This is a genomic window from Affinirhizobium straminoryzae (assembly GCF_007004135.1).
In the GTDB taxonomy this organism is placed as follows: Bacteria; Pseudomonadota; Alphaproteobacteria; order Rhizobiales; family Rhizobiaceae; genus Neorhizobium; species Neorhizobium straminoryzae.
In genome coordinates this window covers 1-22,790 of record NZ_VJMG01000072.1, presented here as the reverse complement: position 1 = coordinate 22,790, position 22,790 = coordinate 1, and the positions used below count along the sequence as shown (strand labels likewise).

At 62.9% G+C, this 22,790-nt stretch carries 20 protein-coding genes; 11 read left to right on the top strand and 9 right to left on the bottom strand.

Annotated elements, in window-relative coordinates:
- Positions 1-84: 84 nt before the first annotated feature.
- From FNA46_RS21505 to FNA46_RS21485, 5 genes are all read left to right on the top strand, one after another.
- A complete protein-coding gene (locus FNA46_RS21505) occupies positions 85-1,170 on the top strand; it encodes an amidohydrolase family protein (RefSeq protein WP_246103263.1) in 1,086 nt (361 codons plus the stop codon).
- Positions 1,167-2,060: a VOC family protein gene (locus FNA46_RS21500; protein WP_143127266.1), complete on the top strand. Its 894-nt coding sequence runs from the start codon at positions 1,167-1,169 to the stop codon at positions 2,058-2,060. Before FNA46_RS21505 ends, FNA46_RS21500 begins: the two co-directional genes overlap by 4 nt.
- Positions 2,061-2,174: 114 nt before the next feature.
- A complete protein-coding gene (locus FNA46_RS21495; protein ID WP_246103275.1) occupies positions 2,175-3,674 on the top strand; it encodes a bifunctional 3-(3-hydroxy-phenyl)propionate/3-hydroxycinnamic acid hydroxylase in 1,500 nt (499 codons plus the stop codon).
- A 40-nt stretch (positions 3,675-3,714) separates the two neighbouring features.
- Positions 3,715-5,031 carry an MFS transporter gene (locus tag FNA46_RS21490; RefSeq protein WP_143127264.1) on the top strand — a complete coding sequence of 439 codons (1,317 nt, stop codon included), beginning with the start codon at positions 3,715-3,717 and terminating at the stop codon, positions 5,029-5,031.
- Positions 5,032-5,067: 36 nt separating this feature from the next.
- Positions 5,068-5,910: a fumarylacetoacetate hydrolase family protein gene (locus FNA46_RS21485; RefSeq protein WP_143127263.1), complete on the top strand. Its 843-nt coding sequence runs from the start codon at positions 5,068-5,070 to the stop codon at positions 5,908-5,910.
- A gap of 151 nt (positions 5,911-6,061) precedes the next feature.
- On the opposite strand, the gene hydA is transcribed toward FNA46_RS21485, so the two are convergent.
- Genes hydA through FNA46_RS21460 form a run of 5 tightly spaced genes read right to left on the bottom strand, consistent with a single transcriptional unit; the run spans position 6,062 to position 11,079 of the window.
- Positions 6,062-7,489 (bottom strand): dihydropyrimidinase, encoded by a 1,428-nt coding sequence (gene hydA / locus FNA46_RS21480; RefSeq protein ID WP_143127262.1) that lies wholly within the window; start codon positions 7,487-7,489, stop codon positions 6,062-6,064.
- A gap of 15 nt (positions 7,490-7,504) precedes the next feature.
- The gene (locus tag FNA46_RS21475; RefSeq protein WP_143127261.1) at positions 7,505-8,770 is read right to left on the bottom strand and encodes a cysteine desulfurase-like protein; all 1,266 of its coding nucleotides are present in this window, start codon (positions 8,768-8,770) and stop codon (positions 7,505-7,507) included.
- A 31-nt stretch (positions 8,771-8,801) separates the two neighbouring features.
- Entirely contained in the window at positions 8,802-9,551 is a 750-nt protein-coding gene (locus FNA46_RS21470; protein WP_143127260.1) for an amino acid ABC transporter ATP-binding protein, read from the bottom strand.
- The gene (locus FNA46_RS21465; RefSeq protein ID WP_143127259.1) at positions 9,551-10,222 is read right to left on the bottom strand and encodes an amino acid ABC transporter permease; all 672 of its coding nucleotides are present in this window, start codon (positions 10,220-10,222) and stop codon (positions 9,551-9,553) included. The genes FNA46_RS21470 and FNA46_RS21465 overlap by 1 nt, the downstream gene beginning before the upstream one ends.
- A gap of 59 nt (positions 10,223-10,281) precedes the next feature.
- Positions 10,282-11,079, bottom strand: coding sequence for a transporter substrate-binding domain-containing protein (locus tag FNA46_RS21460; protein WP_143127258.1), 798 nt, complete (start codon positions 11,077-11,079; stop codon positions 10,282-10,284).
- Between the two features lie 157 nt (positions 11,080-11,236).
- Here FNA46_RS21460 and FNA46_RS21455 point away from each other — a divergent pair, with 157 nt between their 5' ends.
- Positions 11,237-11,935: a FadR/GntR family transcriptional regulator gene (locus FNA46_RS21455; RefSeq protein ID WP_143127257.1), complete on the top strand. Its 699-nt coding sequence runs from the start codon at positions 11,237-11,239 to the stop codon at positions 11,933-11,935.
- 153 nt (positions 11,936-12,088) lie between these two features.
- Here the strand turns inward: FNA46_RS21455 and FNA46_RS21450 are convergent, their stop codons facing one another.
- From FNA46_RS21450 to FNA46_RS21435, 4 genes are all read right to left on the bottom strand, one after another.
- The gene (locus FNA46_RS21450) at positions 12,089-12,994 is read right to left on the bottom strand and encodes a dihydrodipicolinate synthase family protein (protein ID WP_143127256.1); all 906 of its coding nucleotides are present in this window, start codon (positions 12,992-12,994) and stop codon (positions 12,089-12,091) included.
- A 26-nt stretch (positions 12,995-13,020) separates the two neighbouring features.
- On the bottom strand, positions 13,021-13,896 hold the full coding sequence (locus FNA46_RS21445) for an SMP-30/gluconolactonase/LRE family protein (RefSeq protein WP_143127255.1): 876 nt from the start codon (positions 13,894-13,896) through the stop codon (positions 13,021-13,023).
- An 83-nt stretch (positions 13,897-13,979) separates the two neighbouring features.
- Positions 13,980-14,693: a FadR/GntR family transcriptional regulator gene (locus FNA46_RS21440; RefSeq protein WP_143127254.1), complete on the bottom strand. Its 714-nt coding sequence runs from the start codon at positions 14,691-14,693 to the stop codon at positions 13,980-13,982.
- The gene (locus tag FNA46_RS21435) at positions 14,694-15,407 is read right to left on the bottom strand and encodes a ribonuclease activity regulator RraA (protein WP_143127253.1); all 714 of its coding nucleotides are present in this window, start codon (positions 15,405-15,407) and stop codon (positions 14,694-14,696) included.
- A gap of 201 nt (positions 15,408-15,608) precedes the next feature.
- Between FNA46_RS21435 and FNA46_RS21430 the strand changes: the two genes are divergently transcribed.
- From FNA46_RS21430 to FNA46_RS21410, 5 genes are all read left to right on the top strand, one after another.
- Entirely contained in the window at positions 15,609-17,558 is a 1,950-nt protein-coding gene (locus tag FNA46_RS21430; RefSeq protein ID WP_143127252.1) for an ABC transporter substrate-binding protein, read from the top strand.
- A gap of 117 nt (positions 17,559-17,675) precedes the next feature.
- Positions 17,676-18,662, top strand: a complete 987-nt coding sequence (locus tag FNA46_RS21425; protein ID WP_143127251.1) for an ABC transporter permease — start codon at positions 17,676-17,678, stop codon at positions 18,660-18,662.
- A gap of 11 nt (positions 18,663-18,673) precedes the next feature.
- On the top strand, positions 18,674-19,795 hold the full coding sequence (locus tag FNA46_RS21420) for an ABC transporter permease (protein ID WP_143127250.1): 1,122 nt from the start codon (positions 18,674-18,676) through the stop codon (positions 19,793-19,795).
- Between the two features lie 10 nt (positions 19,796-19,805).
- Complete coding sequence (locus FNA46_RS21415; RefSeq protein WP_185969950.1) at positions 19,806-21,530, top strand: ABC transporter ATP-binding protein; 1,725 nt, start codon at positions 19,806-19,808, stop codon at positions 21,528-21,530.
- Positions 21,527-22,744 (top strand): mandelate racemase/muconate lactonizing enzyme family protein, encoded by a 1,218-nt coding sequence (locus tag FNA46_RS21410; protein WP_143127249.1) that lies wholly within the window; start codon positions 21,527-21,529, stop codon positions 22,742-22,744. The genes FNA46_RS21415 and FNA46_RS21410 overlap by 4 nt, the downstream gene beginning before the upstream one ends.
- Positions 22,745-22,790: the final 46 nt, after the last annotated feature.

Below are 22,790 nucleotides of genomic sequence, written 5' to 3'. Positions count from 1 at the left end.
CCATTTCGCCACTCTTTCTATACATCTTTGTCGTTCCAAAAAAAATTTATAAATTTTGCCTTGCGATGAAGAAATATCCAGAATATGACGAAGGAAAGCTGGGAGGCGGAGATGATGGCGGAGAGGTTGAAGGGTAGCGGGATCCATACGGGTGGCTGCGCATGCCGTGGGATCGACATTCACTGCCATGTGGTGCCGGGCCGGTTTCCGCTGCCGTCGCTCGGTCAGTCCACCCGCGGCTGGCCGTCTGTTGTGCCTGCTGATGCCTGTCATGCGACGGTCGTCATCGACGACAAGCCCTATCGCACGATCAGCGATGCCTGCTGGGTGGCAAGCCGCCGGATCGAGGACATGGACCGGATGGGCATCGCGGTGCAGGCCCTGTCGCCGATGCCGGAACTGTTCGGCTACTGGCTCGATCCGCATGCCGCCGATGATCTCGTCCGCTACGTCAATGATACGATTGCCGCGCTGGTGGCGGAAGGGCAGGGCCGCTTTGTCGGTCTTGCCGGTGTGGCCTTGCAGGATATCGACCTTGCCATCCGCGAACTGCATCGCGCCATGGGCGAACTCGGCCTTCGCGGCGTGGAGATCGGCAGCAACATCAATGGCGCCGTGATCGGCGATCCCCGGTTCCTCCCTTTCTTTGCCGAGGCCGAACGGCTGGGAGCCGCCGTCTTCGTCCATGCGGTGCGTCCCGCCGGCATGGATCGGCTGGTGGGGCCTGCCGCGCTGCAGCAGGCGCTCGCCTATCCGACGGATGTCGGGCTTGCCGCGGCCTCTGCCATCACCGGCGGGCTTCTTGCCACGTTTCCTCGATTGAGGATTGCGTTCAGCCATGGCGGCGGCACACTTCTGTCGCTGCTGCCCCGGCTGCAACAGGCGCATGCCTGCTTCCCGGCGCTCAAGGACAGCATGGCATCCTCTCCCGTTGAGCTGGCGCGCAGGCTTTATGTGGACAGTCTGGTGTTCGACACCGAAACGCTGCGACGCCTCGTTGCCGTCTTCGGCGAGGACCGCGTGGTGATCGGCACCGACTATCCCTTCAATTTCCGGGAGGCTGACCCTCTCGCCCGGCTGGAGGAGGCCTTCGATCGGCCTGACCTCCGGCAAAAGCTCACCGTTGACAACGCATCCGCATTCCTGGCGCTCGACGAGGCATCCCGATGACAGACTTTCCGATCACGGCGCTGCGCAGCGTGGAGATCTCAACGCCCGATCTGCCCGCTTCCGTCGATTTCTATACCCGCATCTGGGGGTTGGAACAGGTCGGCGAACATCAGGGCAAGGTGTTTCTGGCGGCAACTGGCGACGATTTCCATGTCCTGGAACTGAAGGCCGGCGACGCTTCCGAACTGCGCAAGATCACCTTCCGCGTCCGTGCCCGGGACGAGCTTGAGGCGTTGCGGACCCGCGCGGCGGATTCGGGGTGCGAGATCCTGCGCGACATCGGTCCGGCGGACGGTCCGGCGGGCGGCATCCGCCTTGTGATCCGCGAGCCGCAGGGCTCGGTTCTGGAATTCGTGCATGGCGACAAGCGGCGGGAGGGCAGGGGCGTGGCCAACCGGGTCCAGCGGCTGGCGCATGTCAATATCAACAGCACCGCCATCGAAGCGCTTTCGGCATTCTATCGCGATGTTCTCGGCTTCCGCCTGACCGACCGGTCCAAGATGATGGCCTTCCTGCGCTGCAATGACGATCATCATGCCGTGGTGCTGGCTGAGGCGCCGGTCAATGGCCTCAACCACATTGCCTTCCTGATGCCTGATCTCGAATCCGTCATGCGGGGCTCCGGCCTGGTGGTCGACAAGGGTCATCCCATCGGTTGGGGCGTCGGGCGCCACGGTCCGGGTGACAACGTGTTTGCCTATTTCGTCGATCCCCATGGCGTTGTCATCGAATACACCGCCGAAGTGCTGCAGGTCGATGATGACTACCGCGTCAAGGGACCGGACGAATGGGTCTGGCCGCCTGGCCGTACCGATCACTGGGGCATCGCCCCGCCGAAGAGCGAGGCCTGCAAGAAGGCCCAGCTTGCCGTTCCCTTCGCCCGCGCCTGATGCCTTGCCCTATTCGCTGAAGAGATCTTTGCCGTGACTGACAATACCCTCTTTCCCGAGACCTATGATGTCCTCATTTCCGGCTTCGGCCCGGCCGGCGCGGTGGCTGCCGGCATGCTCGGCGCCCGCGGACACCGGGTTCTCGTGGTCGACCGTCTGACGGACATCTATGACAAGCCGCGAGCCATTGCCATCGACCACGAAATCCTCCGGCATTTCGACAATATGGGCATTGCCGAGGAGGTGATGCCCTTCATTGCCCCCTTCACCGCTTCCGAACATTACGGCGCGCAAGGACAACTGATCCGCCACATCGACATGGTGCCACCGCCCTATCCGCTCGGCTACACACCGAGCATGGTGTTTACCCAGCCGCCGGTCGAGGCGGTGATGCGCCGGCATGCGGACAGCTTCGACAACGTGACGATCGAACTGGGAACCGAACTGACGGCCTTCGATGCCGGTACCGAGCGCGTGACGGTGACTTTGAAGACGGCGGAGGGCGCGACGCGCAATGTTGCTGCGCGCTACCTCATCGGCTGCGACGGTGCTTCCAGCCGCGTGCGGGAACTTGCAGGCATCACGCTCGAAGATCTGGTGTTCGACGAGCCCTGGCTCGTCATCGACGTCAAGGTCCACGAGGAGGCTCTTGAACGGCTGCCGCAAAGCTCGGCGCAATATTGCGATCCCTCGCGCCCGGCAAGCTATGTGATGGGGCCGGGCAACCATCGTCGCTGGGAAATCATGCTGCTGCCGGGCGAGGATCCGCGCGTCATGACCGAAGCGGAGAATGTCTGGCGCCTGCTGTCGCGCTGGCTGACGCCGGACCAGGGTGAGTTGTGGCGCGCCGCAGCCTACCGGTTCCATGCGCTGGTCGCTGATGACTGGTGCAAGGGTCGCGTGGTGATCGCCGGTGATGCCGCGCATCAGCAGCCGCCCTTCATCGGTCAGGGCATGTGCCAGGGGCTGAGGGATGTCGCCAATCTCGTCTGGCGTCTGGACCGCATCCTGAAGGGTGCTTCCTCCCATGCGCTGCTCGACACCTATACCGTCGAGCGCAAGAAACACGTGCAGACGCTGACCGGCAGGATCAAGGCCATCGGTCAGGCGATCTGCGAGCGTGATCCGCAGGCCGCCGCCGAGCGCGACGCGCGCATTCTGGTCGATGGCGGTGGCAAGCCGCTGAGGCTGACGCGGCAGGATATCGTACCGCCGCTGGAAGACGGGCTGATCGCCGCCGAAGGGGTTCCGGCGCGGGGCCTGCTGTTCCCGCAGCCGGCGGTGCTGACGGAGGACGGTGACCAGTTGCTCGACAGGCTGACCGGACCCGTCTGGCGCCTCGTGCTCGATGCCCGCCACGTGACGGCAACCGATCTTGCCGGCCATGCGCCCCGTTTCCCGGACATCGATACGCGGCTCATCGCGCCGGCGGATGCCGGAACGACTGACGCCGCCGTCCTTCGCGAACGCGACGGCGTTCTGGCTGCCTGGTTCGACAGGCATGGGGCCATCGCCGCCGTCGTGCGCCCGGACCATTACGTCTACGGCGCCGCATCCGATCTCACGCACATTCAAGACCTGCTCGAAGCTGCCTGCACGGCCATCTCGGCCTGAGCGGCTTCAAAAGGTGTGATCCGTCATTCTGGAGGAGAACATGACGACCATTCCGCACACGCAGATATCACAGACCCAGACATGGCGTCCCTACGCCGTGCTTCTGCTTCTGTTCCTGTTTCAAACGCTCAATTTCTTCGACAAGCTGGTGTTCGGCCTTTCCGCCGTGCCGATGATGAAGGAACTGGCCATTTCGCCGCAGCAGTTCGGCCTGATTGGCAGCAGCTTCTTCCTGCTGTTCTCGATTTCGGGCGTGCTGGTCGGTCTGTTCGTCATCGGTCGCGTGCCGGTCAAATGGATCCTCGTCGCCCTCGCCGCGATCTGGTCGCTCACGCAGATCCCGATCTATTTCACGAGTTCCATCACCGTTCTCGTGGCCTGCCGCATCCTGCTCGGCCTCGGCGAGGGGCCTGGCCTTCCCACGGCGCTGCATGCCTGCCACAACTGGTTTGCGGCTGACAAGCGCTCCGTGCCGAGTGCCATCGTGCTGCAGGGCATCAGCGTCGGTCTGCTCGCAGGTGGGCCGCTGCTGACCTACATCATCGTCACCTATGGATGGCGTACCGGCTTCCTGTTCTGCGGCCTGATCGGCCTTGTCTGGATCGTCGCCTGGCTGATGATCGGCGGCGAGGGCCCGCATGCCACGTCGCATGTCGAGAAGGGACCTCAATCTGACCAGTCGCCGGTTCCCGCCGCAAAACTGTGGCTCGATCCGACCGTGATCGGCGTGATCCTGATGTCGACGATGTCCTACTGGATCGTTGGGATGTCCGCCACCTGGCTCCCCCCCTTCCTGCAGCAGGGCCTCGGCTATTCGCAGACGCAGACCGGTTCGATCATCTCGGCGGTCTACGTCTTCCAGTCGCCGCTCCTCCTGCTCGGCTCGTGGATTGCCCAGCGCATGCTGCAGAAGGGTGTCAGCAAGCGGGTGACCCTCGGCAGCGCCTCCGGCTATGCGCTGCTGATCAGTGGCCTGGCGCTGGCGGCCTCGTGCTATGTCAGCGGTCCGCTGCAGCTTGCCTGCATCGCCATTGCCTTTGCCGCGCCGAGCCTCACGACGATCTATGGCCCGATCACGCTCGGGGCGATTGCGCCGGCCGTGCAGCGCGGCCGCCTGATTGTGGTGATCTATTCGGCCAACGCTGCGTCGGCGCTCGTCTCGAATGCGCTGACGGGCACCATCGTCCAGACGGCGGGGCCGGATCATGTTTCGGCAGGCTATGCCAATGCCATGCTGTTCACGGCCGCCATCCTGATCCTCGGTGCGATCTCCGCATTCGCTCTCATCTTCCCGGATCGGACGATCGAGCGCTTCCGCCGGATCAGCCACCTTCCCGACCATATGCAGCGGGCGTGATCGACGCCCCTCACCGTTCCGACAAAGGAGACTTCCATGAGACTTTCGACCGTCACGCTTGCGGGACGCCCCACCTGGGGCGTCGTCGAGGGCGACACCTTTCACGACACCGGAGCCGTTCTGGCCGCGCGCTACCCTGACCTGAAGTCCGCCGTCACTGCCGGTCTGGATGGGGTCGCAGAGGCCGTGGCGCCGGCTGCAACGACACCCATTTCCGAGGTCACGTGGCTGCCGGTCATTCCGAACCCGGACAAGATCATCTGTGTCGGCCTGAACTACGAGATGCACCGTAAGGAAACCGGCCGCGCCGAGGTGGAGCATCCGACGATTTTCGGACGTTACGCCAACAGCCAGATCGGTCATCTGGCGCCGATCGTGCGTCCGAAGGTCTCGACGCATCTCGATTTTGAAGGCGAACTCGCCGTCATCATCGGCAAGCCGGGTCGCTACATTTCCCGCGCCGACGCCATGGACCATGTTGCGGGCTATGCCTGTTACAATGACGGCAGCATCCGCGATTTCCAGTATCACACCCACCAGTTCACGCCGGGCAAGAATTTCCCCGATACCGGTGCCTTCGGTCCGTGGATGATGACGCCGGACGAGCTTGGTCCCCTGCCGGAGCTTCGCCTGCAGACACGCCTGAACGGTGTGGTGGTGCAGGATGCGACCTTCGCGCAGATGATCTTCGACATTGCCCGCCAGATCGAATACTGCTCGAGCTTCACCCGGCTGGAAGCCGGCGACGTGATCGTCAGCGGCACGCCGGGCGGGGTTGGCGCCAAGCGCAATCCGCCGCTGTGGATGAAGCCCGGCGATGTCGTCGAGGTCGAGATCGACCGGCTCGGCACGCTGCGCAACACGATCGTCGAGGAATAGCCGCGAGGCCGAGCGGACTGCCGCTGTGGCAGCGGAACGGTCCGCTCCAGCATCGACAGGCGACGACGGGAAACTGTCATTCCCGTCGCGTTAACGCATCTGATCCAGCCCCTCGCGACATGCTTTGCCGCCGTGGGCTGTGCAAGAGGCGTCAGACCGAAGCGTCCGGCTTCTGCTGACGCACCAGGCCGGATCTGTCTCGCGGCAGATAGATGCCTGTCGTGCCCTCCGCCACCATTGCTCCAGAGGCCATGACGGTGCGGCCGCGGACCAGGAGGCGGACGGGCCAGCCTCTGACCTCAAGGCCCTCATAGGGCGTGTAGTCGGCGCCATGGGCCAAAAGGTCATTGGTGATCCGGACCCGCTTGTCCGGATCCCACAGCGTGATGTCCGCATCGGCGCCAACGGCGATCGTTCCCTTTCGCGGATAGAGCCCGTAGAGTTTGGCGTGGTTGGTGGATGTCTGCGCCACGAACTGGTTGAGGGTGATGCGACCCTTCATGACGCCCTCGGAAAACAGGATGGGCAGGCGGGTTGCAACGCCCGGAATGCCGTTCGGAATCCAGCGGAAATGTCGCTTGCCCTTCTCGTTGAGCTTGCCCTCGGCATCGTCATAGCGAAACGGGCAGTGGTCCGAGGAAAAGAGGTCGAACACATCCTGTTCCAGCCCCTCCCAGCAGGCTTGCTGGCTCGCCTTGTCACGCGGGGGCGGCGAGCAGACATATTTGGCGCCTTCCAGTGCGTCGCGGTCGAGGTCGTCGGCGGTCAGCATCAGATATTGCGGACAGGTTTCCCCGGCGATCTTCTGGCCGCGCTGCCGCGCCCGGCGGATTTCCTCCATTGCCTCGCGATTGGACACATGCACGATGACGATGGGGACGTCGACGATTTCCGCAAGTGACAGAGCGCGGTGCGTTGCTTCCCGTTCCGCGGGGATCGGGCGCGTTGTCGCATGATAACGCGGAGCGAGCTTGCCTTCTTCCTCGTGGCGGCCGATCAGATAGCGGATGGCATCCTCGTTCTCGCAGTGAACCATCACCAGGGCGCCGGTGCGACGGGCAGCATCGAGTGTGGCGAGAATCTCGTCGTCGCGCAGCCGCAGGCCTTCATAGGTCATGAAGACCTTCAGCGACGTGTAGCCGTCCTCGACAAGGGCCGGCAGTTCCTGTCCAAGTACGTCCGGGGTCGGATCGGTGATCACCAGGTGGAAGGCGACATCCACATGGCACCTGTCCTCCGCCTTGCGATGATATGCCTTCAGTGCTTCGCGCAGCGTCTGGCCTTTTTCCTGCATGCAGAAGGCCAGGACCGTGCTGTTGCCGCCGATGGCGGCGGATCGCGTGCCAGTGTCGAAATCATCGGCCATCACGATCCCCTCGCCGGAGGGCTGGGCGAGGTGCACATGGCTGTCGATGCCGCCGGGCAGCACGAACAGCCCGGCGGCATCGATGATGTCTGTCGCGTCCTCAAGCCCTGAGGCAAGAGCCACGATGCGGCCATCTCTTATGCCGATATCGCAGACGAAGGTATCGCTTGCGGTTGCAACGGTTCCATTGCGGATGATCGTGTCGAAACGCATGGGTCAGGGTCCCTCTTAACCGGCCTTGGCAAGCCCCGTATCACCTGAGAGAATGCGGTCGAGCGCCGCAGTAAAGCGATCGACCTCCTCCAGCGTATTGTAATGCACCATGGAGACGCGCAGCATCCCGCCGTGGTCGGTGAGATCGAGATATTCGGCCAGCCGCCGCGAGTGGAAGTCGCCGAAACGCATGGCGATGTTTTCCCGGTCCATGGCAGCGCAGAGATCTGCGGCATTGCGCCCGTCGAATCGGAAGGCGATCGTGGGAACGCGCAGGCTTCCGCGATTCCGGCTCTGGCCGATGATGCGGCAGTCGTTGCGGGAGCGCAGATAGGACAAGAGCCGTTCTGTCAGCCTGTCCTCATGGGCGGTGATTGCCGTGAAGGCCGTTTCGATGCGGCTGCGAATGCTGCCGTCATTTCCGGCCATGGCGCCGAGTGTCGCAAGGTAATCGACGATCCCGCAGGTGGAATAGGCCAGCTCGTAGTTCGGATTGCCCGGCTCCAGCTTTCCCGGAACCTTATCCTTGCCGTAGAAATAGTGATAGAGCGTATCCAGTTCCAGCAGATGCTCGTAGCGACCGTACATCAACGCATAGTGCGGCCCATAGGTCTTGTAGAGGCTGAAGACGTAGTAATCCGCATCGAAGGCCTGCACGTCGACCAGCCGGTGTGGCGCATAGGCTACCGCATCCACGCACAGCCGGGCGCCGCGTGCATGCACGAAATCGGCAATCTCGCGGATGGGATTGATGGAGCCCAGGATGTTGGAGGCGTGGGTGACGCAGACCAGGCGCGTGCGCTCGCTCATCAGAGGCTCGAGATCGGCAAGGTCGAGCGTCAGCGTGTCCCTGTTCAGCGGCCAGACCTTCAGCCTCACCCCATTGGCCTGGAGGCGATCCCAGGGGCCGATGTTCGATTCATGATCGCTGATCGTCACGATGATCTCGTCGCCTTCCGCAAGCTGGCTTTGCATGGCGCGCGCCAGGTTCTGCAGGAGGGCGGTGGTGGAGCTGCCGAACACGATTTCTTCCGGCCGCCTTGCGTTGACGAGATGCATGGCGGCCGTGCGCGCCTCGTAGAGCGCCTTGGCCGCGTTCTGCGAAACTTCGTAGGACCCGCCGATCTGGACATTGCGCTCGATCAGGAAGCTGTTGATCCGCTCCAGCGCGCCCTTGAGGATCTGCGAGCCGCCGGCATTGTCGAAGAAGGTCCAGCCTCTGTGAAGGCCCGGAAACTGGCTGCGCACGAAGCCGAGATCGAGGGATGGGGTTTCTGCCATGGAATGTTGTCCTCCGGGGACCTGATTGTTTCTAGTGATTGAGTACGGCACGCAGGAAGCTGCGGGTGCGCTCTTCGCGGGGGGTGTCGAAGATGGTCGATGGCGATCCCATCTCCACCAGACGTCCGCCATCCATGAAGATGACGCGGTCCGCGACCTGCCGGGCAAAGCCCATCTCGTGCGTGACGACGACCATGGTGACGCCGGTTCCGGCCAGGCGGCGCATGACATCGAGAACTTCGCCGACCATTTCCGGATCGAGTGCGGATGTCGGCTCATCGAAGAGAAGGACCTTCGGCTGCATGGCAAGGGCGCGGGCAATCGCGACGCGCTGCTGCTGGCCACCCGACAACTGGCCGGGATATTTGTCGGCCTGCTCGGCAATGCCGACCCGCGCCAGAAGCTCGCGGGCCTTTTGGGCGGCCTCGGCCTCCGCCATGCCGCGCACCCGCATGGGCGCCAGCATGACGTTCTTCAGTACCGTCATGTGCGGAAACAGGTTGAAGGACTGGAACACCATGCCGACTTCTGCCCGCACCTTTGCCAGCGCCGCACCCGGCTTCACCTGGATGCCGTCGACCGTGATGATGCTCTCCGGCGAAAAGGCTTCCAGGTGATTGATGCAGCGGATGAGGGTGGACTTGCCCGATCCGGACGGCCCGATGACGCAGACCACCTCGCCCTCGGCAATATCGAGATCGATGCCGTGCAGCACGGTGAACGTGCCATAGGATTTCACCAGTCCGCGGACGGAGATGATGGTTCGTGCGGTGACGGTCATCAGCGTTTCCCCCGGCTGAAATGCGTCTCGAGCCGCGACACCACGGCCACCATGGGCCACAGAAGCAGGACATAGATTGCGGCAGCGCCGATCAGCGGCGTCGGGTTGGCCGCAAGCGCCTGTGCCTGCGTTGCCTGCTTCAGCAGGTCCGGCATGGCCACCACCGAGGCGAGCGCGGTGTCCTTCAGCACGTTGATGCAGTTATTGGTCAGCGGCGGAATGACGATGCGGATCGCCTGCGGCAGGATGACATCGACCATCGTGTGCCGGTTGGACAGGCCGAGCGCCGCCGATGCCTCGAACTGTCCATGCGGAATGGCCTCGATCCCGGCCCGGAAGATTTCCGCGGTATAGGCGGCGGATACAAGCGACAGCGCCGTGACCGCCGAAAAGAAGGGGGACAGGCGGATGCCGACGAACGGCAGCGCATAGTAGACGACGATCAGCAGGACGAGCAGTGGAATGGACCGGAACACATCCACATAGGCGCGGATGAAGAGCCGGATCAAGGCCGGGCTATAGAGGCGCGCCACCGCCAGCACGAGCCCGCCGACGAGGCCGGCAACGATGCTGACCAGCCCGATTTCCAGGGTCACGACGAGACCCCACAGAAGCTGGGGCAGGCTTTCGAGGAAAACCCCCGCATTGAAGAAGGTATTGACGAGATTCATGCCGCTCTGGCTCCATAAAGCCGGCGGACCCTTGGCGGATCCGCCGGCGCATCAAGCCCTTACTTGCCCTTGGGCATGTCGGCGACCATCACGGTCGAGGTCGAGGCTTCCGCCTTGGCGCCGAACCACGTCTCGTGCAGCTTGGCGATGAAGCCTTCCTTCTTCAGCGACGTGATGACGTCGTTGACCTGGGTGGCCAGCGGATCGCCCTTGTTGAACATGATCGAATATTTCTCGCCGGTCGGGATGCGCTCGACGACCTTCAATTCCGGCTTGTCCTTGACGTAGTAGAGAAGCGCCGGGATATCGCTGATATAGCCGTCGATCCGGCCGGCGACGAGGTCGAGCATGGCGGGCGACAGGCCTTCGAAGCGGCGGATGTCGCCGAACTTGTATTCGCCCTTGTTCTTTTCCGCCCACATGTCGCCGGTCGATCCGGTATCGACACCGACCACCTTGCCGCCCATGTCCTTCAGGCTCTTGATCCCGGATTTCGCGGTCGCCGTCAGCGACTGGTCGCTGTCGTAATAGGGCTGTGCGAAGGAGACGGATTGCAGGCGCTTCTCGGTGATGGTGATCGAGGATACGGCCATGTTGATGCGGCCCGACTGGACGGCCGGGAAGAGGCCGTTGAAGGGCGTATTGACGAATTCCACCGACTTGCCGAGGCGCTTGGCAATTTCTGTGACGAGATCGATCTCGAAGCCCACCACCTTGCCGCTGGCATCCTGAAACTCCCAGGGAACGTTGCCGATGTTGGCGCCGACGGTGAGATCGGCAGCCTGCGCCGTCTGCAGGCCGAAGAGAGAGGTGAGGCCGGCCAGGAGAGCGGCGGCGAATGTAGTCACGCGTGTCATGAAGTTCCCCTTGTTATTTGATGCGCGATGTCACATACATTGGTCTAACTGGTCAGACCAGTAAGGCCAGACAAGCACGGCTCTTGGCGCTTTGCAAGATGGTCTGTAGAAAATAGATTGCTCCGACACGAGGGACGGGCTGCGGGAACGGCAGGACATGCTCAACAAGACGCTTTTGCCGCAGACGGTGGCACGGGAAATTCAGACAATGATCCAGACCGGTGCCCTGAAACCGGGGGAGCGGATCCAGTCGCAGCGCGAACTGTCGGAGCGGCTCGGCGTAAGTCGCGCCTCCCTGCGGGAAGCCTTGCTGACGCTTGAAACATTGGGGCTCGTGAAGACGGAGGCCGGGCGGGGCACCTTCGTGACATCACCGGCCGACCGCGCCGCCGGCCCCTCCGCGCATATGGCGCCGTGGCGCTACTCGCAAAGCTATTCGGCCTTCGACGTATTCCAGACCCGTATCTTTCTCGAGGGCGAAATTGCCCGGCTTGCCTCCGGCCGCCTGACCCAGCGGCAGCTGAGCGAGATGGAGGCGGCAACGGAAACCATGGAGGAATGCTGGGCAAAGCAGGATGTTCTCTCGAACGTCGAGGCCGATCTCTCGTTTCACGCGACCATCGTGTCCGCCTGCTCGAACCAGATGCTGCAGGCCTTGTATCAGACCGTGCGGGATCTGATCACCGAGACGCAGCGCCAACCGATCCCGATGACGGATCCGGAGCGGATGCGCGAATCGATCGCGGAGCACCGCCGCATCATCGAGGCCCTGCGCGCCAATGACGGTGCGGAGGCAAGACACGCGATGGAAACGCATATCCGCAACACCGCCCGCTGCGCGGGGCTGAACCCGTGAACCGGGCCACATTCACCGTCGCCCTGGCGCGGGGGCCTTTACCGTGCCCGGCAGTGCGTTGACCGGCTTACGGGCGTTTGCGTTGCAGGCATGACCAAGGCCGAAGAACCGACCCGTTCAAGGTTCCCCGCCCGTTTGGCCGTTGCAATGTGATCAGCCAAGCAAGCCCCAGGTTTCGAGAAGGCCCGCCAGTTCCTTGCGGTCGGCGGCATCCAGATGCGGCAGGCCAGGGACGCGAACGGGCCCGACCGGTACACCCATCATGGCCACCGCCTCCTTTACCACCGTCACATTTGCACCGTTGCGATACTTGGTGCGCATGCGCTCGAAAGCTTCTATCCGTGAGACTGTCGCGCGTGCAGCCTCGAAATCGCCCTTCTGCAATGCCGCCAGAACCATCAGTGAGAACTGGGGCGCGACATTGACGAGGCCGGAGGTGAAGCCCCTGGCGCCGACGGACGCAAACGCGGGCGCCCAGCTTTCGGCGAGGCCACAGACAAAGATCGCGCCGGCGGGATCCGCTGCTGCGATGGCCCGCGACAGGAGGATCAGATCGGTGGTGGCAAACTTGATACCTGCGACGTTTGCGTGGCCTGCGAGTCGCACCATGTCGTCGACGGAGAAGCCCTCCGCGCGGACATAGGCGACAAGCGGCAGCGGCGAGAGGTCTGCAAGGCTCCGGAAATAGTCGATCTGCGCATGGGGCGCGGCAAAAGGATCGACCGGCTGATGTGACATGACCGCGGCCGCTCCCATATCCCTAGCCTGCCGTGCCATCTCCGCGGCCTCACGCAGCGAGCGACCGATCGCGGCTGTGACCGGCGCCTTGCCGCCGACGCCAGCAATCGCGGCCTTGTAGACCGCAAGAATTTCCGAGGGCGTCAGCGCGTAGAATTCGCCAGTGTTTCCGGCGGCGACGATATTGTGGATGCCGGCATCCGCCACCGTCCGGTAGACCTTCGCCGTTACTGCCGGCTCGACATTGCCCTGCGCATCATAGGCTGTCACGGGAACGCCGGAGATGCCCTGAAGCGCGGCCTTGATCATGTCCATGCTCATTGAAGTCCTCTCGTTGCTCTGCGGCATCAAATCGGAAAACGGGGAACGGGAACGCCGGGAACCTCGACCTCGAAGGCAATCACGCTGCCTTCCTCGTCGATGAGGCCGTCCTTGCGGCGAAGGCTCGTCACATAAAGGGTACGCATGTCCGGTCCCCCGAAACATGGCATTGTCGGGCCGCTGACCGGGAGTTGATAGACTTCGACAATCTCTCCATCGGGCGAAATCCGGTTGAGCTTGCCGTCCAGGACGCCGGCGCTCCAGTAGAAGCCGGCCATATCCGTTGCCGCCCCGTCCGGCCGCCCCTCGGCATTGGTAAAATCGAGAAGGCGCCGGGGTGGCCCGAGGCTGCCGCTTTCGGGATCGAAATCGAAACTCTGCAGGAACTGCTGGCTGCTGTCGGAATGGAACATCGTGCGCCCGTCCGGGCTCCAGGCAAGGCCGTTGGAGGTCTTCAGTCCGTCGAGGGCCTGCGTGAAGCGGCCGTCGGGAGCAATCCTGTAGAGGCGTCCATTGGTCGTCTGCGGAATGGTCTCGTCCCGGGTTCCCACCCAGAAGTGACCGTCCGGCCCCACCTTGCCGTCATTGAGCCGGCTGTTCGGCCGTCCGCCATCCGGGTTGCACAGAAGTTCGAGCGCGCCGCTGGCCGGGTCCATCAGGTGCACACCGGTCTGAAGGGCAACTGCGATCCGACCGCTGTCACACAGGGCAAGACATCCGATCAGCGCAGGCATGCGAAAGAAGGACTCGCGACCATCAGCATGGATGCAGACGACCGCCGGGGCGAGAATGTCGACGAGCCACAGATCGCCGGTGCGATCATCCCAGGTGGGAGACTCTCCCACATGCAGTGGCGTCCGCAGCACATGGCGGGCTTCTGGATGAACAATGGTTGACGACATGACTTCCCCCCATCCGGTACGGCGCTGGCGCCACCGGTCCTGCAGCAGCCCTCCCGGCTGCTGCCTGTGATCAAGAGTTGGTGTCACACACCCTGGAACATGCGTGCCCGTGCATTCAGGATATGCGTCTTCATTGCCGTATGCGCCTCTGCCTCCCGACGGTCGAAGATGGCCTCAACGATGGCCGCATGCTCGTCCTGGACCGCACGCACATGGGCAGGTGTCCGCTTCAGGCTCAAAGTCCGGGTCACCGACATGCCGATCGCGATATGGGGCTTGAACCATTCGCGCACCAGCGTGTGAAACTGGTTGCCGGTTGCCAGAGCCACTGCATCGTGAAAGGCCTGGTCCTCATCGGCTCCGAGATCGTTGCGCTGGAGACATCGCTCCAGCGCCTCGAAGGTTGCTTCGATCCGCGCCTTGTCCTGCGGCTGCCAGTTGCGTGCCGCAAGCGCTGCCGCCTCCGCTTCAAGACCGGCGCGAAACTCGAAAAAGCGCTGCACATCGGCCAAAGAACCAACGGGCACCTGGGTCAATACGGAGGAGTCTGGTCGCTGGCGAACATAGGAACCGGAGCCCTTGCGGGACACGATGAGTTCGTCGTTGCGCAACCGTTCCAGTGCCTCGCGCACGACGGGGCGCGAGGCGCCAAGCATGCCCGCAAGACTGGTTTCGGATGGCAGACGCTCATTCACGGGAAAACGCCCATCGGCAATCATCGCCACGATCTTTTCGTAGATGATGTCGCTGAAGCGCGTCTGGTTGCGCGCGGGGGCGATCAACTCCGGTTTGTCCATCTACCGTCCCTTTTCCCGCCGCCAGGCGGCATACTCTTCCTCGGCCTCCGCGTTGGGCGGATAAAGACCGAAGATGCCGCGTCCCGCTTTCACCTTCTCCTCCACGAAATCCTCGAACACCGTCTGTTCGAAGGCCTCGTTGGCGACGTCTTCGGCAATCGCCGAGGGAACCACCACGACACCCTCGTCGTCGCCAACGATAACGTCACCAGGATAGACGGCGACATCGCCACATCCGATCGGCTGGTTGATGTCGAGTGCATGATGGCGGATCAGGTTCGTCGGCGCCGATGGCGCCGCGTGATAGGCGGCAAACGGCAGCTTGGCAATATCGGGCGTGTCCCGGAAACCGCCATCCGTCACCACCCCGGCCACGCCCCGCTTCCACAGACGGGTGACCAGAATGCCGCCTGCCGATGCTGCGGACGCATCCTTGCGGCTGTCCATGACCAGAACCGCGTCCGGCGGGCATTCCTCGATGGCGCGGCGCTGCGGATGCGATCTGTCGTTGAAGGCGCCGACGTGATCGAGATCCTCGCGCGCCGGAATGTAGCGCAATGTGAAGGCTTCGCCGACCATGCGAGGGGCTTGTGGATTAATCTTGTGAATGCCGCGGATGAACACATTGCGCAGCCCACGCTTCAACAGAACCGTGGTCAGTGTCGCCGTGGAAACAGCCTTCAGCTTGTCTCGAGCGCTGGCAGATAATGGCATGTTTTTCCTCCCGCAGGCCCTCTCAACCGGACCCTGTTGGTGCTTACGCATATTCATCCTGTAAAAATCTGTCAATACTTGTCATCATCTGAAAAGCTGTCTATGGTCCACCCGCCGGCCTTGGAGGGGCCGTGCCGGACGATGGCTTGGGAGAGCCGTCCTGTCGTCTGGCCTATCGAGGGATCGCGGGAGGAGAATGCGATGCACGAAAAGGATTCACACGCAGGCGGCGTCACGCGCCGTGGCGTTCTGGCCGGTATGGGGGCCGCAGCAGCCCTCTCGATTGCCCCGCGCGGTGCATTTGCCGCAGCGGCAAAGGAGGCGCCGCAGCTGGCAGCTCTTGTCAAGGACGGCAAGCTGCCGCCACTCTCCGAGCGCCTTCCGGCCAGTCCGTTGGTCGTGAAACCGTTCGAGAAGGTCGGCACTTATGGCGGTAGTCTCCGCCGCGGCCTGCGCGGTTCGTCTGACCACAACGGCATCCTGCGCATGGTCGGAAATCAGGGGCTGGTGCGCTGGAACATGGAATTCACCGAGGTTCTGCCCAACCTTGCCGAAAAATGGGAAGTGAACGACAACGCCACGGTCTTCACCTTTCATCTGCTGAAAGGGGTCAAATGGTCTGACGGCCATCCCTTCACCGCCGATGACGTCGTTTTCGCCATCGAGGACTGCGTGAAGAACAAGGAATTGTACAGCGCGACGCCTGCCCAGCTTTCGGTCGCCGGCAAGGCGGTGGTGGTCGATAAGGTCGATGACCATACCGTCAGGTTCACCTTCGCCGCGCCGAACGCGCTTTATCTGGAAAATCTGGCGACGCCGCTTGGCCAGCATCCGACGCTGTTTGCCAAGCACTACTGCAGCAAGTTCCTGCCGAAATACAATGCCAGCCTCGATGCGGAGGTGAAGGCGGCCGGCGTTTCCAGCTGGACGGAGCTCTTCCGCGCCAAGTGCGGCGACATCGAAATCCCGTCGCGCTGGTCCAATCCAGAAAAGCCGGTGCTCGATCCCTGGGTTGTCAAGGAGCCCTATTCCGGTGGCGCGACGCGCGTGGTGATGACCCGCAATCCGTATTTCTGGCAGGTCGACACCGAAGGCAACCAGTTGCCTTACATCGACGAGCTGAACTTCGGCATCAGCCAGGATGTCGAATCGCTGATGCTGAACGTGATTTCCGGCAAGATCGATATCCAGGAGCGCCATATCAGCGTGCTGGCCAACAAGCCGACCCTGTCGCAGAACATGCAGAAGGGCGGTTACCGGCTGCTGTCGCTGGTGCCATCCGCCGCGCAGCAGTGCCAGATCTACCTGAACATTACCCACAAGGACGCGGCGATGCGCAAGATGTTCGCCGACAAGTCGTTCCGGCAGGCGCTTTCGCTCGGCATCAACCGGCAGGAAATCATCGATATCGTCTATTTCGGGCAAAGCGAGCCCTATCAGGCGGGACCGCGCCCCAGCCATCCCTGGTATCACGAGAAGCTGGCACGGCAGTTTACCGAGTTCGCCCCGGACAAGGCCAATGCCCTGCTGGACAAGGCGGGCTTTGACAAGAAGGGCGCGAACGGCATTCGCCTGCGTCCCGATGGCCAGCCGGTCTTTTTCGCCATCGACGTGATCCCGACGCTCTATCCCGACCTCGTGGATACGCTGGAACTGGTGAAGTCGCATTGGGCGAATATCGGCGTTGACGTAAAGGTCAACACCATCGAGCGTGCCCTCTACTATACGCGCGGCGATGATAACGCGCACGACGCCGCCGTATGGCCCGGTCCGGGCGGGCTCGATCCGATGCTCGACCCGCGCGATTTCTTCGCCTTTCACCCGCAGGGCAGCCGCTACGCCATTCCGTGGACGCTGTGGTACACCTCCAATGGCGCCAAGGGCGAGGAACCGCCGGAAAGCCAGAAGAAGCGCTTCAAGCTGTTCGACGAAGCCCGCTCCACGGCCGATCTCGACAAGCGCGGCGCCATCATGAAGCAGCTCTTCGATATCACCGCAGACGAGTTCGAAACCATCGGCGTCTGCCTCGCCGTCGGCGGCTTCGGCGTGATCCGCAACAATCTGCGCAACGTGCCCGAAAAGCAGCCGGACAGCTGGTCCTGGCCGAACCCCGGTCCTGCGCTTCCGCAGCAGTTCACCTTCACGAGCTGAGCCTGACACGCCGGCGCCGTCCGCAGGCGGGCGGCGCCCCATTCAACACCGCTTCATCGGCTGCCCGGGCTTTGTCCGTGAGCCGTTTGACCGGACGGATGTCTGCGAGTGCATGCCATGTTGAAATTCATCACCAAGCGGCTGCTGTGGATGATCCCGTCCCTGTTCGCCGTCAGCTTCCTGGCCTTCGTGCTGATCCAGTTGCCGCCGGGCGATTACGTCACGACCTATATTGCCACGCTGGCGGCCTCCAACGAGATCATCGACCAGAATACGGCCGCCAGCCTGCGCGAGCGCTTCGGGCTCGGCGATCCGATGCTGGTTCAGTATTTCAAGTGGATCTGGGGAATCGCCACCCGCGGCGATTTCGGCATTTCCTTCGAATGGCAGCAGCCGGTCTCCGGCCTTATCTGGGAACGCATGGCGCTGACGCTGGTGCTGGCGATCGCCAGCCTGCTTGCGACCTGGGCGATCGCGCTGCCGATCGGTGTCTACTCGGCCGTGCGCAAATACTCCATCGGCGATTATGCCTTCACCATCTTCAGCTTTTTCGGGCTTTCCGTCCCGTCCTTCCTGCTGGCGCTGGTGCTGATGTATGTCGCGGCCGTCGAGTTCGGGCAGGATGTCGGCGGGCTGTTTTCCCATGAATTCGAGGCGGCCCCCTGGAGCATCGCCAAGATGCTGGACCTTCTCGCGCATCTCTGGCTGCCGGTGATCATTCTCGCCGTCTCGTCCACCGCAAGCCTGATCCGCGTGATGCGTGCCAACATGCTGGACGAGTTGCCGAAGCCCTATGTGACGACGGCCCGTGCCAAGGGGCTTTCGGAATTCAGGCTGCTCACCAAGTACCCGATGCGCATTGCGCTCAATCCCTTCATCTCCACCATTGCCTGGCTGCTGCCGAACCTGATCTCCGGCTCGGTGGTCGTCGCCATCGTGCTCAACCTGCCGACCGCCGCGCCTTTGTTGCTCCAGTCGCTGATGGCGCAGGACATGTATCTCGCCGGCGCCTTCGTGCTGCTGATCTGCGCGCTCACCCTGATCGGCTCGCTGATCAGCGACATTCTTCTTGCGCTGGTCGATCCGCGCATCCGGCTCGAATAGGACACGCGACCATGGTTGATATCGCCATTACCAGCATCCAGCCGGATCGTGCCGCCGTTGCCTCGCAATGGCAGCTGATCTGGTGGGCCTTTCGTCGTCACCGCCTCGCCATGGTGGCACTCTGGGTCACCGTTGCCATGTATCTCGTGGCCCTCGTTCCCGGCTTTTTCGCCATCAACGACCCGAACCAGCAGAACGCCAGAGCGACGTTCCATCCGCCGCAACCGATCCATCTGATCGATACCAGCAACGGCTTTTCGATCGGTCCCTATTTCCATCCCCTGAAGCTGACGCGCGATCCGCAGACGCTCGCCGCGATCTTTGCAGAAGACCGGAGCCGCAAGGTGCCGATCAGCCTGCTGGGACGAGGGTACGACTATTCGGTTCTGGGGTTGTTCAACACCAGCATTCACCTGTTTGCCTCGTCCGATCCGCGCCAGCCGATCTACCTGTTCGGCGCCGACCGACTGGGGCGCGATGTCTACAGCCGCGTCATTCAGGGGGCACAGATCTCGCTGTCGATCGGTCTGGTCGGCGTGTTCATCTCGCTGATGCTCGGCATCATCCTCGGCGGCATCTCCGGCTATTATGGCGGGCGCCTCGATTTCGTCATGCAGCGCATCATCGATTTCGTGCTGTCTTTGCCAACCATTCCGATCTGGCTGGCCATGGCGGCAGCACTTCCGCAGGGCTGGCCGGCGACACTGCAATACATGATGATCACCATCATCCTGTCGCTCACGGGCTGGGCACAGCTTGCCCGCGTGGTGCGTGGCCGTTTCCTGTCGCTGCGCACGGAAGAATTCGTGGCGGCCGCCCGTCTCGACGGTGTCTCGGAGGGCCGCATCATCTTCCGCCACATGCTGCCGAGCTTTTCCAGCCACATCATCGCCTCCGTCACGCTTGCTGTTCCGGCGATGATCCTGGCCGAGACGTCGCTGTCCTTCCTCGGCCTTGGCCTGCAGCCGCCGACCATTTCCTGGGGGGTGCTGCTGCGCGAGGCGCAGAATATCCGCTCGATTGCCACGGCCCCCTGGCTGTTCATGCCGGGACTGGCGGTCGTCGTCGCCGTCATGGCGCTCAATCTGCTCGGCGACGGTCTGCGCGATGCAGCCGATCCCTACAACAAGTGAGGGCCGGATGATGTCCGATATTCTCCCGATGCCGGCCCGCAAACCCCTGCTCGAAGTGCGAAACCTCGTTACCGAATTTCCACTCAGAACCGGTGTATTCCGGGCGGTGAATGACCTTTCTTTCTCGATCGACGCCGGCAGGACGCTCTGCGTGGTCGGGGAAAGCGGTTCTGGTAAATCGGTGACGGCGCGCTCCATCCTGCAGATTGTCGATGCACCCGGCCGGATCGCTTCCGGATCGATCATGCTCAACACAGCCGACGGTCTGTCCGTCGACCTTGCGAAGCTCCATCCCCGCAGCAAGGCCATTCGCGCCGTGCGTGGACGCGACATCGCCATGATCTTCCAGGAGCCGATGTCCTCGCTGTCGCCGGTGCATACGGTCGGTGACCAGATCACCGAGGCCCTTCGCCTGCACATGAAGATGACGAAGGCAGAAGCGCGCGCCGAGGCAATCAACCTGCTGCGGCAGGTGGAAATACCCAATCCCGAACAGGCCATCGATCGCTACGCCTTCCAGTATTCCGGCGGCATGCGCCAGCGTGCGATGATCGCCATGGCGCTTGCCTGCAAGCCGAAGCTTCTCATTGCCGACGAGCCAACGACAGCGCTCGACGTGACGACGCAGGCGGAAATCCTCGACCTGATTGCAAGGCTTCAGAAGCAGACGGGCATGGCCGTGCTGTTCATTACCCATGACATGGGGGTGGTCGCGCAGATCGCCGACGACGTGCTGGTGATGCATCACGGCGTGGCCAGGGAATACGGTCCGGTCGAGCAGATTTTCCACGCGCCGCAGGACGATTACACGAAGATGCTGATCGGCTCGGTGCTGAAGCTGGAGCAGAAGGCGGAGATCCGGCTTGCCCGCGCGCCCTTGGACCGAACAGCCCAACCGATCCTTGAGGTGCGCAACCTTTCGCAGCACTTCGGCAGCCTGAAGGCTCTGGACGATGTCTCGATCTCGCTGCTGCCCGGCGAGACGCTCGGCATCGTCGGCGAAAGCGGCTCCGGCAAGACCACCATGGGCCGCGCCATCATGCGGCTTTATGATCCGACGGCCGGCGAGATGCTCTATCGCAAGGCCGATGGCGGCGTGGTCGATCTGGCGCGGATCGAAGGTGCGGCCCTGAAGGAGGCGCGCCGGGAACTGCGCATGGTGTTCCAGGACCCGTTCGGTTCGCTCAATCCGCGCATGACGGTTGCCCAGGTCATCGGCGAGCCGCTGCTGGTGAACGGCATTGCCAGGGGCAAGGAACTGGACGACCGGGTCAGTCATCTGATGGAACAGGTGGGGCTTGATCCGCGCGGGCGCGAACGGTACCCCCATGCCTTTTCCGGCGGTCAGCGCCAGCGCATCGGCATTGCCCGCGCGATCACGCTCAACCCTCGCATCATCGTTGCCGATGAGGCAACTTCCGCGCTGGATGTCTCGGTGCGCTTCCAGGTGCTCGATCTCCTGATGAAACTGCAGGACGAACTGGGGCTCGCCTACATCTTCATCAGCCACGATATCGGTGTCATCCGCTACATGTGCGGCCGCGTCGGCGTGATGTATCGCGGCAAGATCGTGGAAGTCGGCGATGCGGACAAGGTCTGCAATGCACCCGATCATCCCTATACCCAGGCGCTTCTCTCCGCCATTCCGAGGCCCGATCCGCGCGATCGGGATCGCTCCCGCCGTTTCCGCTACACCGAACCCACCCCTGTCAGAAATGGGAGTTCCGCCCGATGAAGATTACTGCGATCCGCACCTTTCTCATGCATGCCGGTCAGCCGGATCCCTCCAAATGGGCATCTGACGGTCACACATCCCACATCACCCAGCACAAGCTGGAGGGCACCCGCAACTGGCTGTTTCTCAAGATCGAAACGGACGAGGGGGTCACCGGGATCGGTGAATGCTCCGGCTGGCCGCGCGTCATCGAAACCGCCATCAAGGACCTGGCGCCCCTCTTGATCGGCGAGGATCCCGCCCATATCGAAAAACTCTGGCAGAAGATGGCGATCGCCATGATGGGGCATGGCATGCTCGGCACGGTGGGGGCCGGTGCCATGACCGGCATCGACATGGCGCTCTGGGACATCAAGGGCAAGGCGCTCGGCGTGCCTGTCTGGATGCTGCTCGGCGGCAAGGTGCGCGACCGTATCCCGATCTATTCGCATGCGAATACACCGGAGCGGGCACTGGCCGTCAAGGCGCGCGGCATCAAGGCCATCAAGTGCGGCGGTGTGTCCAATCCGGTCAGGAAGGTTGCCGCGCTCCGCGAGGCCGTGGGGGACGAGATCGACATTGCCATCGACCTGCACGGCCCGCCGTGGATGACGCCCGCTGACGCCTGCCGTCTGGTGCGTGCTCTTGAACCTTACGAACTGCTGTGGGTGGAAGACCCGATCGCCCCCGACAATGTGGAGGGTTACCGCCGCATCCGCGATGCCGCCCACATTCCGCTGGCGTCGGGCGAACGCACCGCAACCATCTTCGGCGAACGCCAGTTGATCGAACAGGAACTGGTGGATGTCATCCAGCCGGATACGGGCAGAGCCGGTGGTATCACGCAGATGAAGAAGATCGCCGCCATGGCGGAGGCCCATCACATCCAGATGGCGCCGCATTCCGGCTCGCTTGGTCCCGTCGCGGAATATGCTGCCCTGCACGTGCTGGCCTCCATTCCGAATGCGCTGATCCTGGAGCGGATCGATGACGACTGGGAAGGGCGACCGCACACCATCGTGCCGCACCCCGTGCAGCGCGATGGTTTCCTGACCGTTCCGGATGCGCCCGGTCTCGGCTGCGATATCGATGAAGAGTTCGTGGCGCGCTTCCCGAGCGAGGGCAATCTCTCCGTGCCCGTGCAGGAGAGCGCCAATTCCTACAATCCCGGCACCTATGGCGAACGTCTCTATGTTCAGACGCGCCTGCAGCGCCGCACCTATTTCAGTGCATGAGGCAGGGACATGAAGATTGACCGCATGCGGGTCTACGTCACGCGCG

Bases quoted from the DNA above. Each gene is read 5' to 3' on its own strand.
- FNA46_RS21450 (WP_143127256.1), bottom strand. From the start codon at position 12,994: ATGAGCATGGACATGATCAAGGCCGCGCTTCAGGGCATCTCCGGCGTT.
- FNA46_RS21410 (WP_143127249.1), top strand. From the start codon at position 21,527: ATGAAGATTACTGCGATCCGCACCTTTCTCATGCATGCCGGTCAGCCG.
- FNA46_RS21460 (WP_143127258.1), bottom strand. From the start codon at position 11,079: ATGACACGCGTGACTACATTCGCCGCCGCTCTCCTGGCCGGCCTCACC.
- FNA46_RS21415 (WP_185969950.1), top strand. From the start codon at position 19,806: ATGTCCGATATTCTCCCGATGCCGGCCCGCAAACCCCTGCTCGAAGTG.
- hydA (WP_143127262.1), bottom strand. From the start codon at position 7,489: ATGCGTTTCGACACGATCATCCGCAATGGAACCGTTGCAACCGCAAGC.
- FNA46_RS21495 (WP_246103275.1), top strand. From the start codon at position 2,175: ATGCTCGGCGCCCGCGGACACCGGGTTCTCGTGGTCGACCGTCTGACG.
- FNA46_RS21505 (WP_246103263.1), top strand. From the start codon at position 85: ATGACGAAGGAAAGCTGGGAGGCGGAGATGATGGCGGAGAGGTTGAAG.
- FNA46_RS21430 (WP_143127252.1), top strand. From the start codon at position 15,609: ATGCACGAAAAGGATTCACACGCAGGCGGCGTCACGCGCCGTGGCGTT.
- FNA46_RS21500 (WP_143127266.1), top strand. From the start codon at position 1,167: ATGACAGACTTTCCGATCACGGCGCTGCGCAGCGTGGAGATCTCAACG.
- FNA46_RS21425 (WP_143127251.1), top strand. From the start codon at position 17,676: ATGTTGAAATTCATCACCAAGCGGCTGCTGTGGATGATCCCGTCCCTG.
- FNA46_RS21435 (WP_143127253.1), bottom strand. From the start codon at position 15,407: ATGCCATTATCTGCCAGCGCTCGAGACAAGCTGAAGGCTGTTTCCACG.
- FNA46_RS21465 (WP_143127259.1), bottom strand. From the start codon at position 10,222: ATGAATCTCGTCAATACCTTCTTCAATGCGGGGGTTTTCCTCGAAAGC.
- FNA46_RS21485 (WP_143127263.1), top strand. From the start codon at position 5,068: ATGAGACTTTCGACCGTCACGCTTGCGGGACGCCCCACCTGGGGCGTC.
- FNA46_RS21470 (WP_143127260.1), bottom strand. From the start codon at position 9,551: ATGACCGTCACCGCACGAACCATCATCTCCGTCCGCGGACTGGTGAAA.
- FNA46_RS21490 (WP_143127264.1), top strand. From the start codon at position 3,715: ATGACGACCATTCCGCACACGCAGATATCACAGACCCAGACATGGCGT.
- FNA46_RS21445 (WP_143127255.1), bottom strand. From the start codon at position 13,896: ATGTCGTCAACCATTGTTCATCCAGAAGCCCGCCATGTGCTGCGGACG.
- FNA46_RS21455 (WP_143127257.1), top strand. From the start codon at position 11,237: ATGCTCAACAAGACGCTTTTGCCGCAGACGGTGGCACGGGAAATTCAG.
- FNA46_RS21420 (WP_143127250.1), top strand. From the start codon at position 18,674: ATGGTTGATATCGCCATTACCAGCATCCAGCCGGATCGTGCCGCCGTT.
- FNA46_RS21475 (WP_143127261.1), bottom strand. From the start codon at position 8,770: ATGGCAGAAACCCCATCCCTCGATCTCGGCTTCGTGCGCAGCCAGTTT.
- FNA46_RS21440 (WP_143127254.1), bottom strand. From the start codon at position 14,693: ATGGACAAACCGGAGTTGATCGCCCCCGCGCGCAACCAGACGCGCTTC.